The sequence below is a fragment of the Methanothermobacter sp. DP genome, from assembly GCF_026692625.1.
GTDB lineage: Archaea > Methanobacteriota > Methanobacteria > Methanobacteriales > Methanothermobacteraceae > Methanothermobacter > Methanothermobacter marburgensis.
The window spans coordinates 193285-209533 of the sequence record NZ_CP113501.1 but is presented as its reverse complement, the minus strand read 5'-3'; the positions used below and the strand labels follow the sequence as shown (position 1 = coordinate 209533).

Here is a 16249-nt window from a genome sequence, read left to right as displayed (position 1 = left end):
TTCCACACCTCTTTTTATCGGTTTAGGTGTATCTCACGGTGTAGCTTGCACCTATATTATCTATAATCTGTAGTAAATCCCTTTTAAAAGTTTCCAAATCATGGGTTTCAATGGTGTTTTTACCCCTGAAGAGCTCCCTGTGGATTCTTTCACCAACTATATCGTCCCATCCCCCATCAAACTCTATTATGATCGAATCTGCGCATTTGAAGCCCTTCTTAACCACCCTATCTATATCACCGTCTGTTATCCCTATTATGGGAACATCGAATCTGTAGAGTATATCTGCAGCCACGAGCGTTGTGTCATCTCCAACCGTGACAACAAGATCAGAGTCATGGAGAGTGTATATGTCCTCTGCTGCGTGGTTTAAGAACGAAACCCGGTACTTCTTTTTATTATTTTCCCTTACCTTCACCTTTCTGGGTTTTACCTCCGAGCGGCGGAGAAGTCCTGTCTTCACGACCGCGTCCTTGAGGTTAACCCTTCCAAGCTTTTCAACTCCGTGTTCCTTTATCCTTCCCCCTATTATCTCACTGATCACGCCGTCCTCTGCAACAAGGGTGACATCGTCTGAAGTTGAGACCCCCACTACTATACCATTTACGAATATGTTCTCATTCTCTGAGACACCCACGAGCCTCCGGTACTCCCTTCTGTCAGGTTTCTGTTCACCGCATGGTTCTCCATGGAAGATCTCCCTGCATACCTCCTCTGGATCCACCATTTCGAGTTCAAGTTCACGTGCCAGTTTCTCTGCGAATGGCTCGGCCTCCCTCTTCCATGCCACAACACTTCCATCGGGTTCGCCTGGTCTTTCTATCTGAACAACTGGCGGTTTTTTTTCTGATCTCTGGAAAACCTTGTATCCAAATCCGTGCCCTGTGATACGGGATTTTCCGTAGTTCATAAGGACAACAATGTCAACTCCCTCATCTGCAAAGAGGTCAACCGATTCACTTGGGAGTCTCTTCTCTGATATGTCTATAACATCCTCAAGGTGGGCGTCATAGACCGCGGTCCGCCCCATTGTGCCCCCGAGTCTTGCCCTGACCTCCCCATATTTTTTTAGAAAATCTATGAGTTTTGCTGCGTATCCTGAATCAACTATCTGCGGTCCGTGGACAACCACGCCTATCCTCATAAGATCACCTGAGCTTCCTGCAAGATCCCCTCTAACGGCGGGACCTGTATCTTTTCTTCTTTATCTCTGAGCCACATATCTCACATTCCCCAAACTGGTAGTCCTGAGGGTACACCCTCCTGCATCCAGTGCATATCTTCCTCCACTGATAGGTCTCCTTTATACCTGATGTGAGGACACTGCTGAAATCTATTCCAAGAATTCTGAGGGTGTTCTGTATTGTATAGTCATCGGTGATTACAGTTACCCCTCCCCTCTTTTTGAGTGAAACGGCAAGTCCTATAACCTCCCTGTCTGTACTGGACAGTCTCATGGCATCCCCTGATCTGCTGGTGACCTCATCCACCTCCCTCATGCTCTCAGGGTCAGGTTCCATTATTCTGAGTCTGCCATCACTGAGTGCCCTCTCAAGGACCATGGCCGATTTGAAGTCCCTTATCTCATCTGTTACAGACTTCACTGTGTAGTTTTCAGTGCCCTCAGGTATGTATCCGTTTATGAATGCAGATGCATCAAGAACCCTCTTCATTAAGACCACGTATTAATCAGGGATTATAATATAATAAGTTTCCATTTTTCAGTTTGGTGAAGCATGGTAATAAATTTACCCTCGCATGGGGAAGTGGCGGGTTGGGGCTTTTCCTGCGGAAGAACCTCAGATACACCCCATCAACCGACCATGCAGATAATCGGGCAGGTGTAAAAAAGTATTACCATGAAGTTCTGTAAAGTAAATTAAAACAGCTATTTTCATGTTTAGATGGTTTAAAAACCCTTAAATGCGCTTAAAGGTCCTTGAGAACGGTTGAACCAATCTAACGAAAACTTTATAAATAGTGGTGTTAATATATAGTAAACGGGTAGGGTCCAGGACTTTTAAACTTATTCTGGTCTTTTAAATTGGAATTGAAACCGCCTCCAATCCAATATCAAACCCTACCCAGACCAAACCGCCATAAATTTTTATTACTTTTCTCTCCTTGTCAGAAACGTGGATATACTCACTTTCGCTTACAGAAAAACCAAAAGACTTATAAATTGCACCCACAATAAATAGCATGTTACATCCACAATTTATTATTAAGATACCGGTTGATTGATATGAAAAGTTCCAGCATGGAGGAGCACAGGAGATTGGCTCCAGAGGACATAATCTGCGGTGTCATCACCCTCAGTGATTCAAAATATGAGGAATTCAGAAAAACCGGTGAAATACCTGAAGGTGACCTATCAGGCAGAAAACTCATGGAGGCACTGTCTGAAAGTTACTCTGTTAAGGAATACAGGATAATACCCGATGACAGACATGAACTTCTATCTGCAGTTGATGATATGATAGATAAGGGTGCTGACGTTATATTTACCACCGGTGGCACAGGAATCGGAAGTAGAGACATAACAGTGGAGACCCTAAGGGGTATCTTTGAAAAGGAACTGGATGGTTTCGGTGAGATATTCAGGTACCTCTCATTTAAAAAGCTGGGAGCAGGGGCGATACTCAGCAGGGCAACGGCGGGTGTATACAGAAAAACACTGATATTTGCACTTCCAGGGTCACCGAACGCGGTGGAACTTGGGATTGAAATTGCTGTCCCTGAACTAGGTCACCTTGTTAAGCACCTAAGGGAATAAACATGCTTTTTTTTTAAAGATGCTTCGAGAATTCTGCATCATTTTGAGTGCCCTATCATGAGACAATCGTTGGATAATTAACTGTGAAAGCAGGTTTTCTCAAATTATATGATCCCCTGAAATTAGAAGCTCAAAAAAATTAACTGTGAAAGCAGATTTTCTCAAATTATATGATCCCCTGAAATTAGAAGCTCAAAAAAATTAACTGTGAAAGCAGATTTTCTCAAATTATATGATCCCCTGAAATTAGAAGCTCAAAAAAAGATTAATTAATCAGTGATCATTCCTGAAATCAGAGACCGATATCAGCGGTATGAGTTCAATACCCCTTTTTTTGAATTCATCAACCGCCCCCTCCTCACGGTCAACCACAACAAATGTTTTCTCAACCACCCCTCCATTTTCCTGGATCGCCCTCACAGCCCTCAGAAGTGATCCTCCACTTGTTGTGACGTCCTCCACAACAGCGACCCTTTCACCGGTGTTCAGTTCACCCTCAATGAGTTTTGATGTTCCATAACCCTTCTTTTCCTTTCTTATCATGAGGAGGGGCTTTCTGGAGTAAAGGGACACTGCGGTAGCAATGGGGACCGCGCCCAGGGCAGGGCCCGCAATCCTGTCTGCACCCTCCACCTCACCCTTTATGAGCCTCGCTATCACATCAAGGACCTCAGGGTCGGTTATAGCTCGCTTGATATCAACGTAATAATCACTTTCTCTGCCTGATGAGAGGACAAACTTACCCCTCTGAATGACATTTCTCTCTGAAAGAAGTTTTATTAGTGTCTCTCTGAGTTTCTCCTGATCTTTGACCTGCATAATTTACAGACCCCCAGTTCGGCGCTGTAACAACCTGAACATACCATTGATCCGCATAGCCTGCAGGTGTGGAGAAAGTCCGCCCTGCCACAGAGGCTGCAGATCCCCTTAAGCTGCAAGGACCTTCACCCTGTTATTCCTCGCCGCCCCTTAGGAGTATCTTGTCCCCTATCTTTTTAACCATCTCGTAGGGAACTATTGTCTCGCCTTTTGATAGCCCAAGACCCTCTGATATTCCACCCTTTCCAAGAACGAGTGCCTCTATTGTCTGGGATTCTACGTCCACCTCAACGTCCTTTACCTTGCCTATCACCGTTGCGGAACTGTCAAGAACCTCTTTACCGATTATTTCTTCAACTATCCTCATGGTACCACCATTCAGTCACTGTATTATTATTGTTCTCATGGGTATTTAAAATTTTAAATGCGCTGAACCAAAACCTTTTTATATAATGAAATTCACTATCTTCTTTTTCTTACATGAATATACTTTATTCTCTGGAGGCATAAAACCAATGAAAAAAGCCCTGGAAATATTCTGGAATGACATCAAGACCGTTAAAAACAGTCCTGTGGTGCTATTCGTCATTGCAGTGATTATCTGTATCCCGGCACTGTATGCAGTTTTCAACATACAGGCAACCCTCGACCCATACTCAAAGACATCCAACATCAAGGTTGCGGTGGTCAATGAGGACAGGGGAGTGAATTTTGAGGGTGAAAAGCTCAATGTGGGTGCAGAATTCGTGGATGAACTCAGAAATAACAGAAACTTCGACTGGCAGTTCGTTGATCGTTCAGAAGCCATGAATGGACTCAGGGAGGGGGACTACTACGCCGTACTCATAATACCAGGAAACTTCAGCTCAGACCTCCTGTCCATCAAGAACGGCACCCCCAGGCAGGCCAGCATCGAGTACATAGTGAATGACAAGCTGAACCCTGTGGCTCCACGAATAACGAACGCAGGGGCAGATGCACTTCAGGCAAAGATAAACAGTGAAGTCGTTAAGACCATTGACGGGATAATATTCGGTAAGATAAGCAGTGCCGGTGAACTGGCAAGGGCAAACAGGGATGATATCCTCAGGACAAAGAAATTCATCAGCGAACTAAATGCAAACCTTGGTAAAATCGATGAAACCCTCAGCACAGCAAATTCAGATCTCGAAAAGGGGCAAAACCTCTGGTCAGGGCTGAAGAGTGATTTGCCAGAAATTCAGGAAAACGCAAACTTTGTGAAGGAGAAATACAGTCTACTGGAGAGTTACATTGGAAAAGACCCTGCTAAAGCCCTATCAACAGTCCAGTCCATGGAGTCCCATCTCTCAGAGGCCATTACCTCAATGAAATATCTGAAGGCTGTTCTTGGCAGTTTATATTCCGCCACCGGGGATCCTAAGTTAAAAACAGCGATGGACCAGATAGACGCCAATATCCAGAAGGCCACCTCAGTTCTGGGCATACTTGAGGGTATAGAGACAGACCTCAAAACAAAGGGGACCACAGAACGCCTTGTGAAGCTCAGAGAATCCCTCAACAAAATGGACAGTGCACTGAACAGGCTCATGGATAACAGGGCACAGATAGATGCTGCCATGAGGGATGCGTCATCAAAACTGGGCATCGCAAACTCAAAGTGGCCAGTTATGAGGTCAGCGATTCAGGACGCCCACAGAAAGCTTGGTATGATCAGTGAGGATGACCTCAACAGCCTTGTGAGACTGGCTGACATTGATCCCTCCGCGGTCAGGGAATACTTCAGAAGCCCTGTGAAGATGGAGAAGGAGCACATCTACCCTGTGAAGAATTACGGATCCGCGCTTGCACCCTTCTACATACCCATATCCCTCTGGATAGGAGGTATTATCGCAGTTGCAATGATAAGCATGAGGGTGAAGTACGGTGAATACAGCAGCATACAGGTGTACTTTGGAAGGATGGGGCTCTTCCTCATAATAGCCATCTGTCAGGCCCTTGTTGTTGCAGCCGGCGCCCTGCTCCTCCAGGTGCAGATAACAGGGACGTTGCTGTTTCTGCTGACAGCCCTCTATGTGAGCATCTGTTCCATGCTCATAATCTATTCCCTCACATCTGCCCTGGGGAACGCAGGAAAGGCCCTCTCAATAATAATCCTTGTGCTTCAGATCACAGGTACAGGGGGCATATTCCCTGTTGAACTCCTGCCACCATTTTTCCAGGAGATCCACCCGTACCTTCCACTCACCTACGCTGTGGGTGCTCTGAGGGAGGTGGTCGCTGGTGTGATCTGGAGTATCTACTGGAAGAACATTGCACTTCTTGCCCTCTTCCCCGTGGTGACCTTCCTTATCACGGTACTTGTAAAGGAAAAAATGGATAAAAGGGCCCACTGGATGGAGAGCAAACTAGAAGAAAGCGGTCTTTTCTGATTAAACTATTTATTTTTTTATTTTTACCAGATATGCTTGATCCTGATTTTTATTGGCAGAATTGTGATTCTAGGAAATTATCACATCCCGAACGATTTCAAAATTTTCAACAGAAAGCAGTTTTTAGAAATTTAATGGCCCATATCATGAGAATGGTTTCAACAATAAATCGCCTAATAAATAAAAGGGGGGGCCTAGAGGCCCAGTTCATCCTCTTCCATCTTTTTCTCTTCTTCCTCCCACTGGAGTTCCTCCATTATCTGCTCCTCCTCATCCTCACCGCCACGGTTCCAGTTCACAATACCATAAAAGACACAGAAAACCGTCACAAGGATGCAGAGGAGGTAAGCACTCCAGACCCAGGGATCAGGTATACCAAGCACCATCACAGAACCTCCACATCAGACTCCCTCAAAACACCTCTCAACATGCTCACGGGACGGTGGCTCAGTAAGAAGACTCACAACAACCATGAAGATTGCCGAGACAGGCACCCCAATCAGTATCGGGTCAACAACAGGCCAGGGCATCGAAGAAACAACAGGACCCCCAAATAGGGCATTAGCAACCCCCAGGGCCTCCGCAGTCTTCTTATACTCGAAAAGAAGCCATAAAAGGCTCACGATGGCACCTGAAACCATACCTGCAATCGCACCTTCACGGGTGGCCCTCCTCCAGAAAATAGCCGCAGCATAAACCGACAGGAAGGAAGCAGCGCAAATACCAAAGAATAGAGCCGTCCCCTGCGCAATTATACTCCCTGGCAGCAGGTAGCCCAGAACAACCGCAATCAGAACCGCAATGATAATACCGCCCCTTGCTATGAGCACCGAACTATCACCCTTTTTATTCCTCAGAGTCTCATACACATCCCTTCCTATGGCTGTACCCTGCACATGGAACTGAGAACTCAGTGTGGACATTGCAGCAGAGAGCAGGGTCAGCATGAAGATATAGGAGAACCACTCAGGCATGGCAGAATTGATAAAGACAGGTATTATCTTATCCGCATTCCCGCCAGCAGCCTTCACAGCGACCAGACCAGCCTCTTTGAAGAAGTAAACATTTGAAAGGGCCCCCACAACAAATGAGCTCCAGGTCATCATGAATATGAAAAGTGCGCCTATCAGAACACCCCTGTTGAGCTCCCTGTTGGACCTCACCATCATGAACCTCACTATTAGCTGTGGCTGAGCAAGGACACCCACACCCACACCAAGGATAAGGGTTGAAAGGAGGGTCCACCAGTAGGGGCTGCCATAAACAGGCATGCTGGTCCAGCCAGTTGCACCCAGAGCCCTGGCCTTGGCAGGCACCAGATGAGAAATGCTGGTGAGGGCCTGATGAGCATCCACCACACCACCAAGAATGTAATAGGTTGACACAACCAGGAAAATCATACCCAGGAACATTATGGTACCCTGAAGGGCATCAGTATACATCACACCACGTATACCACCCAGGACGACATAAACAGCAACAATAACAGCCATCAATATAAGGGCCAGACTGAAACTTATATTTATTGTTGTCTCCAGGAACCTTGCGGCCCCGATAAGGACCACCGATGCGTAGAGTGGCATTCCCAGGAATATTATGGCCCCCCCAAATGACTGGAGGAACCTGCTATTGAACCTCCTCCCCAGGAACTCCGGGAAGGTGAGTGCAGACATGTTATGACCCATCTTCCTCGTGCGCTTACCAAAGAACACAAAGGCAATGAAAATACCCACAAGTATGTTGAGAAACACCAGCCAGAGTATACCCATCCCAAACACACCGGCCATGCCACCAAAACCCACAATCGCCGCCGTACTTATAAACGTGGCACCATAACTCATGGCCATAATGTAAGGATGGGTCTTCCTACCGGCCACCATGTAGTCCTCAGATGTCTCCGTCCTCCTCCAGGCCACATAACCAACATAGCCCACAAGAAGGAAGTAGACGAGAACAACGATACCCAGTACCAGAAAATCCATTCAACATCCTCCTTAAGCTTATCGATTTATAATTAATAATAATGACAATTAGGATATAAGTCTTTACAAAGGGAAAATTTAGAATGGTCAGATAGAAAGGGATCAATGGAGGATTTATGCTGTACTATAAAGACAGCCGTAGAATGCAACATCAGAGGATATTAAAATTAAATTATTAAGGTTTATCAGCATATGATAGACAAATAGTTCACAATAAAAGATAAGCATGATAAGAACTTATTCTAAATGATACATGAAAAAGCACCATCAGATTTAACTAAAATCAATAAAAGAGGGGGCCTAGAGGCCCAGTTCATCCTCTTCCATCTTTTTCTCTTCTTCCTCCCACTGGAGCTCCTCCATTATCTGCTCCTCCTCATCCTCACCGCCACGGTTCCAGTTCACAATACCATAAAGGACACAGAAAACCGTCACAAGGATGCAGAGGAGGTAAGCACTCCAGACCCAGGGATCAGGTATACCAAGCACCATCACAGAACCTCCACATCAGAGTCTCCAGAAACTTCCTGCAAAGAAACCATCACAGAACCTCCACATCAGAGTCTCCAGAAACTTCCTGCAAAGAAACCATCAGAGAACCTCCACATCAGACTCCCTCAAAACACCTCTCAACATGCTCACGGGACGGTGGCTCCGTAAGAAGACTCACAACAACCAGGAAGATCGCCGAGACAGGCACCCCAATCAGTATCGGGTCAACAACAGGCCAGGGCATCGAAGAAATAACAGGACCTCCAAAAATGGCCTTGGCAATCCCAAGAGCCTCTGCAGTCTTCTTATACTCGAAAAGAAGCCATAAAAGGCTCACAATGGCACCTGAAACCATACCTGCAATCGCGCCCTCACGGGTGGCCCTCCTCCAGAAAATAGCCGCAGCATAAACTGATAGGAAGGAAGCAGCGCAAATACCAAAGAATAGAGCCGTCCCCTGCGCAATTATACTCCCTGGCAGCAGGTAGCCCAGAACAACCGCAATCAGAACCGCAATGATAATACCGCCCCTTGCTATGAGGACTGACCTTTCGCCCTTTCTGTTTCTTATGGTCTCATACACATCCCTTCCTATGGCTGTACCCTGCACATGGAACTGTGCGCTGAGTGTGGACATTGCAGCAGAGAGCAGGGTCAGCATGAAGATATATGAGAACCACTCAGGCATGGCAGAATTGATGAAAACAGGTATTATCTTATCCGCATTCCCCCCAGCAGCCTGGAGGGCAATTACACCTGCCTTTTTGAAGAAGTAAACGTTTGAAAGGGCCCCAACCACATAGGCGCTCCAGGTCATCACGAATATGAAGAGTGCGCCTATCAGAACACCCCTGTTGAGCTCCCTGTTGGACCTCACCGTCATGAACCTCACTATTAGCTGTGGCTGAGCAAGGACACCCACACCCACACCGAGTATTATGGTTGACAGGAGGGTCCACCAGTAGGGGCTGCCATAAACAGGCATGCTGGTCCAGCCAGTTGCACCCAGAGCCCTGGCCTTGGCAGGCACCAGATGAGAAATGCTGGTGAGGGCCTGATGAGCATCCACCACACCACCAAGAATGTAATAGGTTGACACAACCAGGAAAATCATACCCAGGAACATTATGGTACCCTGAAGGGCATCAGTATACATCACACCACGTATACCACCCAGGACGACATAAACAGCAACAATAACAGCCATCAGGATGAGGGCTATGTTGAAGTTAAGACCAAGGATAGTTTCAATAAATCTTGCGGCCCCTATAAGGACCACTGATGCGTAGAGTGGCATTCCCAGGAATATTATGGCCCCCCCAAATGACTGGAGGAACCTGCTATTGAACCTCCTCCCCAGGAACTCCGGGAAGGTGAGTGCAGACATGTTATGACCCATCTTCCTCGTGCGCTTACCAAAGAACACAAAGGCAATGAAAATACCCACAAGTATGTTGAGAAACACCAGCCAGAGTATACCCATCCCAAACACACCGGCCATGCCACCAAAACCCACAATCGCCGCCGTACTTATAAACGTGGCACCATAACTCATGGCCATAATGTAAGGATGGGTCTTCCTACCGGCCACCATGTAGTCCTCAGATGTCTCCGTCCTCCTCCAGGCCACATAACCAACATAGCCCACAAGAAGGAAGTAGACGAGAACAACGATACCCAGTACCAGAAAATCCATTCAACATCCTCCTTACGTTCATCAGTTACAATTTATAATTAACGATAATGATAATTAACATATAAGTCTTTACAGAAAGAAAACTGAGAGAATCACATTCAAAGGAGATCAAAATGATATGGAACCCTGAAGCAGAATGCATGAGTCAGGAAGAAAAACAGGAATTACAGCTCAGGAGACTGCAGGAGACAGTTAAAAGAGCTTATGAGAACGTTCCCTACTACAACAAACGTTTAAACGATTTAGAGGTGTTTCCAGAGGACATAGAAACACTGGATGATATAGAGAAGCTGCCATTCACCACAAAGAATGACCTCAGGGACGCATACCCCTTCGGGATGTTTGCAGTGCCAGATGAGGATATAGTGGAGGTCCACACATCATCAGGGACCACCGGTAAGCCAGTTGTTTCCGGTTACACCAGGAGGGACCTTGAAATATGGTCGGAGGTCATGGCGAGATCCCTGACCATGGGGATGGCAACAAAAAAGGACCGTATACAGAACTGCTATGGCTACGGGCTTTTCACAGGTGGCCTTGGTGTTCACTACGGGGCCCAGAAGATCGGGGCGACCGTCATCCCAATCTCAGCGGGTAACACCAAGAGGCAGATCGAGATAATGCAGGACTTCGGGACCACAATAATAACATGCACACCCTCCTATGCACTCTACCTTGCAGAGGTCCTTGAAAAGGAGGGCGTCGATATTGAAAGTCTGAACCTCAAATCAGGCATATTCGGTGCCGAGATGTGGACTGAAGAAATGAGAAATGCCATAGAGGAAAGGCTGGGCCTCACCGCCCTCAACATCTATGGCCTCACAGAGATAATAGGCCCAGGAGTCGCCCAGGAGTGTACCGAGAAGAACGGCCTCCACATCTTTGAGGATCACTTCTACCCGGAGATAATAGACCCGAAAACAGAAGAGAAACTCCCCTATGGCAGGAAGGGGGAGCTGGTACTCACAACACTCACAAGGGAGGGTATGCCAATCCTCAGGTTCAGGACAAAGGACATAACAGCCCTCAGGAACGATGAATGCGGATGCGGCCGTACCCTTGTGAGAATGGACAGGATAACAGGTAGAAGCGACGACATGCTCAAGATCAGGGGTGTCATTGTCTTCCCATCACAGATCGAAAGGGCCCTCCTCAAGATAAAGGGTCTTGAACCACACTACCAGATAGTGGTCACAAGGCCCGAGTTTCTGGATGAGCTTGAGGTCCAGGTTGAAGCGTCCCCCAAACTCTTCTCCGATGAGGTTAAACATGTGGAAGAGGCCAGAAAGATGATAGAGAAGCATATACACAGTGAAATAGGTCTGCGTGTTAACGTCACACTTGTGGAACCGGGAAGCCTTCCAAGAAGTGAGGGTAAAGCCATAAGGGTAATAGATAAGAGGAAATTTGACTAATGGAGGTGCCTTAAATGAAACTGAAGCAGATATCAGTCTTTCTTGAAAACAGGAAGGGCAGGCTGAAAAATGCCATTCACGCCCTTTCAGAGGAGGGTGTGAACATAAGGGCCCTTTCCATTGCGGACACATCCGAATTTGGGATACTGAGGATGATAGTTTCGGACCCTGAAGCTGCAAGGAAAGCCCTTGAGAAGAAGAACTTCGTGGTAAGGGTCAACGATGTTATAGCCGTTGAGGTACCTGATGAACCTGGAGGACTTGACGGTATACTGGGTGTGCTCACAGAAAGGGATATAAACGTGGAATACATCTACGCCTTCGTTGAGAAAAAGGGGGAAAAGGCAGTTGTTGTTATAAGGACAGAGGATGTTGATGAGGGTATAAGGGCACTTGAGGATGCTGGAATCCCCGTACTTTCATCTGAGGATATCTACATCCTCTAAACCCTTAACCATCAGTCACCATCAACGACCACACATCCGAGGATATCCACACCATCTAAATCCTTTAAAGTCACTCACAATTAACGGCTTCAAACCCCTCATGGAATGCCCTCAGGTTCACTTCCATCAACTTTGGGGGCAGGTTATTCTTCATGGACTCTATAAGTGTCTCTTTACCCAGTGGAAACCCAGTGGTGGCCGTTGCGGCGCCCAGCATAACCATGTTGAGTGATAGTATGTGACCTGCCTCCACAGCGATTTTCTCCCCATTGAAGCTCCTTACACTACCTGCATTCTCCTCAAGAGTTTTAATTATCTCTTCAAGTGGAGGATAGGGGTGTGGGCTTTTTATCAGGTTGAATGGTGGTATCTTTGATGTATTCACAATTACACAGGCGTCTTCGGACATTTTGGGAAGTGCCCTCAGGGCCTCAAGGGGTTCGAAGGCTATTACAAGGTCAGCCACACCCTGGGGTATGATGGAACCCCTCACATCACCGAACCTTATCTCTGTTGAGACAGCACCACCCCTCTGGGCCATCCCATGGATCTCACTCATGACAACATTCATTCCCTCATTCATGGCGGCCTCACCGATTATAACGGATGTCTTTATTATCCCCTGGCCGCCAACACCACACACATAAATGTTGTAGCTCATCTTTTTCCCTCCGGTTTTATGGCTCCTGCTGGACATATCTGGAGGCATATGGTACATCCCCTGCAGTAGAGAGGATCTATGAAGACCCTTCCATCCTCCTCAACCATCGCTGGACAGGCAAGTTCATTGAGGCATTCAAGACAGAGGTCACATTTCTCCTCATCAACCCTCACCGGTCTTCCGCGGACAGCGCCCTCAGATAGCATGCAGGGGTATCTGGATATAACCACGGCCACAGATTCGTGCTGAAGGGCCCTTCTGATGGTTTCAGAGGATCTCCTTATGTTCATTGGGTTAACGGTCTCCACAAATTCAACACCACAGGCCCTGGCGATATCCTCTATGGATATGGCTGGGGCCTCCTCCCCCATCCCATCAACCGGGAGCCCCGGGTGTGGCTGTCCACCGGTCATTGCGGTTGTCCTGTTATCCAGTATAACCAGAACGAATCTCTGCCTGTTGTGGACAGCATTTATGAGTGGCGGTATACCTGCATGGAAAAAGGTGGAATCCCCTATGAAGGAAACTATCCTCTGGGATGTTGCAGCCGAAAACCCGCAGGCGGTACCCACACTGGACCCCATGCTGAGGAGGTAATCTGCCGCAGAGTAGGGGGGCTCTATGCCGAGAGTGTAGCACCCGATATCGGTGGGGAATATGAGATCCTCCCCCCCAATACCGAGTTCAGAGGCGGCCCTCCTCACCGAATAGTACATGGCCCTGTGGGGACACCCCGGGCAGAGTGCAGGGGGTCTTTCAGGTAAATCAGGCGCTTTTATTCCCTTTTCATGGATTTTGATTCCTGTGAGTCCTGAAATTGCCCTTCTCACTATGTCCTCACTGTACTCATACATCTCAGGGAGTGTGCCGTCCAGTTTTCCATGGACCCCCACATCAAGGCCCTCAGAGGCTGCAACTGCAAGGACCTCCCTCTCCATTACTGGATCCACCTCCTCAACAACAAGCACCCTTTCAAGTCCAGAGAGAAAGTCGGCTACAAGTCCCGCAGGGAATGGGTAGGTGAATCCCAGTTTCAGGACCGGGACATCAAGTCCGAGTGTCTGGAGTGCATCGTATACATAGTTGAAGGCCCCTCCAGATGCAATTATTCCCAGATCCGATTCAGAGTCCTCATTGAGTACCCTGTTCAGTTCTGAGGTGTCTGCAACCCTCTTAAGTTTCTTCATCTTCTCAACAAGTTCACTGCGCATCACCCTTGCGGTTGCAGGTACAGGTACAAACTGCTCTGGATTCTTCCTGAAAAATCCATTCACAGGTTCTTTCCTTCTCTCGCCAGCCTCCACAACTCCCCTCATGTGTGAGACCCTGGTTGTGGTCCTTAAGAGTACCGGTATCCTGTATTCCTCAGAGAGTTCAAAGGCATGATTCATGTATTCAAGGATCTCCTGTGGATTTGAGGGTTCGAGGAGTGGAACCCATGCAAGGCGTGCGTAGTGCCTGTTATCCTGTTCATTCTGTGATGAAAACATCGAGGGGTCATCGGCAGATAGGACAACCATCCCTGCCCTCACACCGGTGTATGCTACACTCATGAATGAGTCTGATGCAACATTCAACCCCACATGCTTCATGAATGTGAATGAGCGGACTCCTGATGCGGCGGCGGCTGCTGCGACTTCAAGTGCCACCTTCTCATTTATCGAGAACTCAAAGTAGATCCCTGCCCTCTGTGCAATCTTTGATAGGACATTCCCTATCTCTGATGATGGTGTTCCAGGGTAGGTGCTTGCTACACCAACCCCCGACTCTATCGCAGCCCTCACCGCTGCCTCGTTACCAAGTAAGAATAATCTATCGCCCCTTCCGGCGTCAAGGATATCATCCAGTTCCATGAAATCACCTCGGAGTAATAATTTAAGTACTCTGCTGTGGATGGCCTGCAAGGCGATACATCCTGTCAGTACACATAGCAACCGTACTCAGAATACATATATTAACATTTTATAAAAAATTTATCAGTTGGAATCACAAACCTTAATATGGACCATGAACAATTAGGATTCAGTTAATTCTAAATAATTTCTTCACATGATTCGGTGCGGAGATAAAAATGATAAATGTTAAGGTTTTAAGGTTTGAACCAGGTGTAGATGAGAAACCACATCTTGAAAGTTATGATATACCTTCAAAGGAAAAAATGAAGGTTCTTGATGCCCTTCAGCTTATAAATAAAATGTATAATGCCAATATTGCCTTCAGAAGCTCATGCAGGGCAGGGCAGTGCGGTTCATGTGCTGTTAAGATGAACGGGGAGGTTGTCCTGGCATGCAGGGCCGAGGTGGAGGATGGTGCCGTTATTGAGCCGGTGGACCTCCCGGTTATAAAGGACCTCATGGTTGACAGAAGCGAAATAGAGGATAAGGTGAGGGCCATGGGCCTCTACCTCCAGTCAGAAGCCAGGGGCATCCAGAGGATCAGACCAGAGGACTACCAGGACACCAAGAAACTGAGGGGATGCATAGAGTGTTTCTCCTGCATAAGTTCATGCCCCGTTATAAAGGAGAGCACAGAGTATGCGGGACCCTACTTCATGAGGTACATATCAAAATTTGCCTTCGACCCCCGTGATGAGGCCGAAAGAGCCGCTGGGGGTGTGGAGGAAGGACTTTACTGCTGTACCACCTGCGGTAAATGTGCCGAGGTATGCCCCAAGGAACTCAATGTACCAGGGGATGCAATTGAAAAACTGAGGGCCATGGCATGCAGAGAGGGCGCAGGACCCCTCGATGCCCACAAAAAGATTAAAAAACTCATTTCAGAGACTGGTAGATCCGTTGACCGAATAAAAGAGGGTTTCATTGAATCAGTGGGGAGGAAACCAGGTTCAAGGATAGGGTTCTTCACAGGCTGCCTGGTCGACTACAGGATGCCTGAGGTTGGAATGGCACTTCTGAGGGTGCTGAGAGAACACGGCTTTGAAGTTGATGTACCTGATGGTCAGGTGTGCTGTGGATCACCCATGATAAGGACAGGGCAGCTCGATATTGTTGAGGATCTTGTTGAGAGAAACAGGAGGGCCCTTGAAGGGTATGACACCATAATAACAGTCTGTGCTGGCTGCGGAGCCACCCTCAAGAAGGACTATCCCCGTTATGGCGTTAAACTGAACGTACTTGACATCAGCCAATTCCTGGCGGATCGGATTGACGACATTAAAATGAAGCCGGTCAACATGAGGGTGACCTACCATGACCCCTGCCACCTTCTGAGGGGCCAGGGCGTTAAACTGGAACCAAGGAAGATACTTAACAGCATCCCGGGCCTTGAATTTGTTGAAATGGAAAAACAGGGGCAGTGCTGTGGATCAGGTGGGGGTGTGAAATCCGGTAAACCTGAGATAGCCGAAAGCCTGGGAAAGAAGAAGGCTGAGATGATACGCAAACTCAATGTTGACGCCGTGATAACAATATGCCCCTTCTGCCAGCTCCATATCAAGGATTCCCTTGAGAAAGAGGGTCTTGGGGACGTGAAGGTTATGAACATCCTTGAACTCCTCGACATGGCCTATTCTGATGACTGAGGGGGCTGGA

Annotated in this window: 16 protein-coding genes; 5 read left to right on the top strand and 11 right to left on the bottom strand. The window is 47.4% G+C overall.

All coding sequences use genetic code 11. From position 1 onward, the window contains the following. Positions 1–22 precede the first annotated feature (22 nt). The 3 genes from OXN82_RS01110 to OXN82_RS01100 all read right to left on the bottom strand — a co-directional run bounded on the left by OXN82_RS01110 (position 23) and on the right by OXN82_RS01100 (position 2204). Entirely contained in the window at positions 23–1144 is a 1122-nt protein-coding gene (locus OXN82_RS01110; protein WP_321211641.1) for a DUF2117 family protein, read from the bottom strand. 31 nt (positions 1145–1175) lie between these two features. Next, positions 1176–1673, bottom strand: coding sequence for a type II toxin-antitoxin system VapC family toxin (locus OXN82_RS01105; protein ID WP_048176392.1), 498 nt, complete (start codon positions 1671–1673; stop codon positions 1176–1178). A 366-nt stretch (positions 1674–2039) separates the two neighbouring features. Beyond that, positions 2040–2204, bottom strand: a complete 165-nt coding sequence (locus OXN82_RS01100; RefSeq protein ID WP_158498100.1) for a hypothetical protein — start codon at positions 2202–2204, stop codon at positions 2040–2042. Between the two features lie 41 nt (positions 2205–2245). On the opposite strand from OXN82_RS01100, the gene OXN82_RS01095 reads away from it, so the two are divergent. Continuing rightward, a complete protein-coding gene (locus OXN82_RS01095; RefSeq protein ID WP_321211640.1) occupies positions 2246–2776 on the top strand; it encodes a molybdenum cofactor biosynthesis protein B in 531 nt (176 codons plus the stop codon). Between the two features lie 273 nt (positions 2777–3049). Here OXN82_RS01095 and pyrE read toward each other — a convergent pair whose 3' ends face one another. After that, a complete protein-coding gene (gene pyrE, locus OXN82_RS01090) occupies positions 3050–3595 on the bottom strand; it encodes an orotate phosphoribosyltransferase (RefSeq protein ID WP_321211639.1) in 546 nt (181 codons plus the stop codon). 133 nt (positions 3596–3728) lie between these two features. Continuing rightward, positions 3729–3962: a PRC-barrel domain-containing protein gene (locus tag OXN82_RS01085; RefSeq protein ID WP_321211638.1), complete on the bottom strand. Its 234-nt coding sequence runs from the start codon at positions 3960–3962 to the stop codon at positions 3729–3731. Positions 3963–4110: 148 nt separating this feature from the next. Here OXN82_RS01085 and OXN82_RS01080 point away from each other — a divergent pair, with 148 nt between their 5' ends. Next, a complete protein-coding gene (locus OXN82_RS01080; RefSeq protein ID WP_321211637.1) occupies positions 4111–6006 on the top strand; it encodes a YhgE/Pip domain-containing protein in 1896 nt (631 codons plus the stop codon). Positions 6007–6200: 194 nt separating this feature from the next. Here the strand turns inward: OXN82_RS01080 and OXN82_RS01075 are convergent, their stop codons facing one another. The 4 genes from OXN82_RS01075 to OXN82_RS01060 all read right to left on the bottom strand — a co-directional run bounded on the left by OXN82_RS01075 (position 6201) and on the right by OXN82_RS01060 (position 10176). Beyond that, entirely contained in the window at positions 6201–6392 is a 192-nt protein-coding gene (locus OXN82_RS01075) for a symporter small accessory protein (RefSeq protein ID WP_321211636.1), read from the bottom strand. A gap of 15 nt (positions 6393–6407) precedes the next feature. Next, the gene (locus OXN82_RS01070) at positions 6408–7988 is read right to left on the bottom strand and encodes a sodium:solute symporter family protein (protein ID WP_321211635.1); all 1581 of its coding nucleotides are present in this window, start codon (positions 7986–7988) and stop codon (positions 6408–6410) included. 300 nt (positions 7989–8288) lie between these two features. Further along, the gene (locus OXN82_RS01065) at positions 8289–8480 is read right to left on the bottom strand and encodes a symporter small accessory protein (RefSeq protein ID WP_013295254.1); all 192 of its coding nucleotides are present in this window, start codon (positions 8478–8480) and stop codon (positions 8289–8291) included. Between the two features lie 115 nt (positions 8481–8595). Then, positions 8596–10176: a sodium:solute symporter family protein gene (locus OXN82_RS01060; protein WP_321211634.1), complete on the bottom strand. Its 1581-nt coding sequence runs from the start codon at positions 10174–10176 to the stop codon at positions 8596–8598. Between the two features lie 113 nt (positions 10177–10289). On the opposite strand from OXN82_RS01060, the gene OXN82_RS01055 reads away from it, so the two are divergent. Beyond that, positions 10290–11591 (top strand): phenylacetate--CoA ligase, encoded by a 1302-nt coding sequence (locus tag OXN82_RS01055; protein ID WP_321211633.1) that lies wholly within the window; start codon positions 10290–10292, stop codon positions 11589–11591. Between the two features lie 14 nt (positions 11592–11605). After that, positions 11606–12037: an ACT domain-containing protein gene (locus tag OXN82_RS01050; RefSeq protein ID WP_013295251.1), complete on the top strand. Its 432-nt coding sequence runs from the start codon at positions 11606–11608 to the stop codon at positions 12035–12037. A gap of 70 nt (positions 12038–12107) precedes the next feature. On the opposite strand, the gene OXN82_RS01045 is transcribed toward OXN82_RS01050, so the two are convergent. Both OXN82_RS01045 and iorA read right to left on the bottom strand, forming a co-directional pair. Further along, positions 12108–12698 carry an indolepyruvate oxidoreductase subunit beta gene (locus OXN82_RS01045; RefSeq protein ID WP_321211632.1) on the bottom strand — a complete coding sequence of 197 codons (591 nt, stop codon included), beginning with the start codon at positions 12696–12698 and terminating at the stop codon, positions 12108–12110. Further along, positions 12695–14551 carry an indolepyruvate ferredoxin oxidoreductase subunit alpha gene (iorA, locus tag OXN82_RS01040; protein WP_321211631.1) on the bottom strand — a complete coding sequence of 619 codons (1857 nt, stop codon included), beginning with the start codon at positions 14549–14551 and terminating at the stop codon, positions 12695–12697. The genes OXN82_RS01045 and iorA overlap by 4 nt, the downstream gene beginning before the upstream one ends. Before the next feature lie 218 nt (positions 14552–14769). Between iorA and tfrB the strand changes: the two genes are divergently transcribed. Next, the gene (tfrB, locus tag OXN82_RS01035) at positions 14770–16239 is read left to right on the top strand and encodes a fumarate reductase (CoM/CoB) subunit TfrB (RefSeq protein WP_321211630.1); all 1470 of its coding nucleotides are present in this window, start codon (positions 14770–14772) and stop codon (positions 16237–16239) included. The last annotated feature ends 10 nt before the right edge of the window (positions 16240–16249 follow it).

Bases quoted from the DNA above. Each gene is read 5' to 3' on its own strand.
- OXN82_RS01110 (WP_321211641.1), bottom strand. From the start codon at position 1,144: ATGAGGATAGGCGTGGTTGTCCACGGACCGCAGATAGTTGATTCAGGA.
- OXN82_RS01105 (WP_048176392.1), bottom strand. From the start codon at position 1,673: ATGAAGAGGGTTCTTGATGCATCTGCATTCATAAACGGATACATACCT.
- OXN82_RS01100 (WP_158498100.1), bottom strand. From the start codon at position 2,204: ATGCTATTTATTGTGGGTGCAATTTATAAGTCTTTTGGTTTTTCTGTA.
- OXN82_RS01095 (WP_321211640.1), top strand. From the start codon at position 2,246: ATGAAAAGTTCCAGCATGGAGGAGCACAGGAGATTGGCTCCAGAGGAC.
- pyrE (WP_321211639.1), bottom strand. From the start codon at position 3,595: ATGCAGGTCAAAGATCAGGAGAAACTCAGAGAGACACTAATAAAACTT.
- OXN82_RS01085 (WP_321211638.1), bottom strand. From the start codon at position 3,962: ATGAGGATAGTTGAAGAAATAATCGGTAAAGAGGTTCTTGACAGTTCC.
- OXN82_RS01080 (WP_321211637.1), top strand. From the start codon at position 4,111: ATGAAAAAAGCCCTGGAAATATTCTGGAATGACATCAAGACCGTTAAA.
- OXN82_RS01075 (WP_321211636.1), bottom strand. From the start codon at position 6,392: ATGGTGCTTGGTATACCTGATCCCTGGGTCTGGAGTGCTTACCTCCTC.
- OXN82_RS01070 (WP_321211635.1), bottom strand. From the start codon at position 7,988: ATGGATTTTCTGGTACTGGGTATCGTTGTTCTCGTCTACTTCCTTCTT.
- OXN82_RS01065 (WP_013295254.1), bottom strand. From the start codon at position 8,480: ATGGTGCTTGGTATACCTGATCCCTGGGTCTGGAGTGCTTACCTCCTC.
- OXN82_RS01060 (WP_321211634.1), bottom strand. From the start codon at position 10,176: ATGGATTTTCTGGTACTGGGTATCGTTGTTCTCGTCTACTTCCTTCTT.
- OXN82_RS01055 (WP_321211633.1), top strand. From the start codon at position 10,290: ATGATATGGAACCCTGAAGCAGAATGCATGAGTCAGGAAGAAAAACAG.
- OXN82_RS01050 (WP_013295251.1), top strand. From the start codon at position 11,606: ATGAAACTGAAGCAGATATCAGTCTTTCTTGAAAACAGGAAGGGCAGG.
- OXN82_RS01045 (WP_321211632.1), bottom strand. From the start codon at position 12,698: ATGAGCTACAACATTTATGTGTGTGGTGTTGGCGGCCAGGGGATAATA.
- iorA (WP_321211631.1), bottom strand. From the start codon at position 14,551: ATGGAACTGGATGATATCCTTGACGCCGGAAGGGGCGATAGATTATTC.
- tfrB (WP_321211630.1), top strand. From the start codon at position 14,770: ATGATAAATGTTAAGGTTTTAAGGTTTGAACCAGGTGTAGATGAGAAA.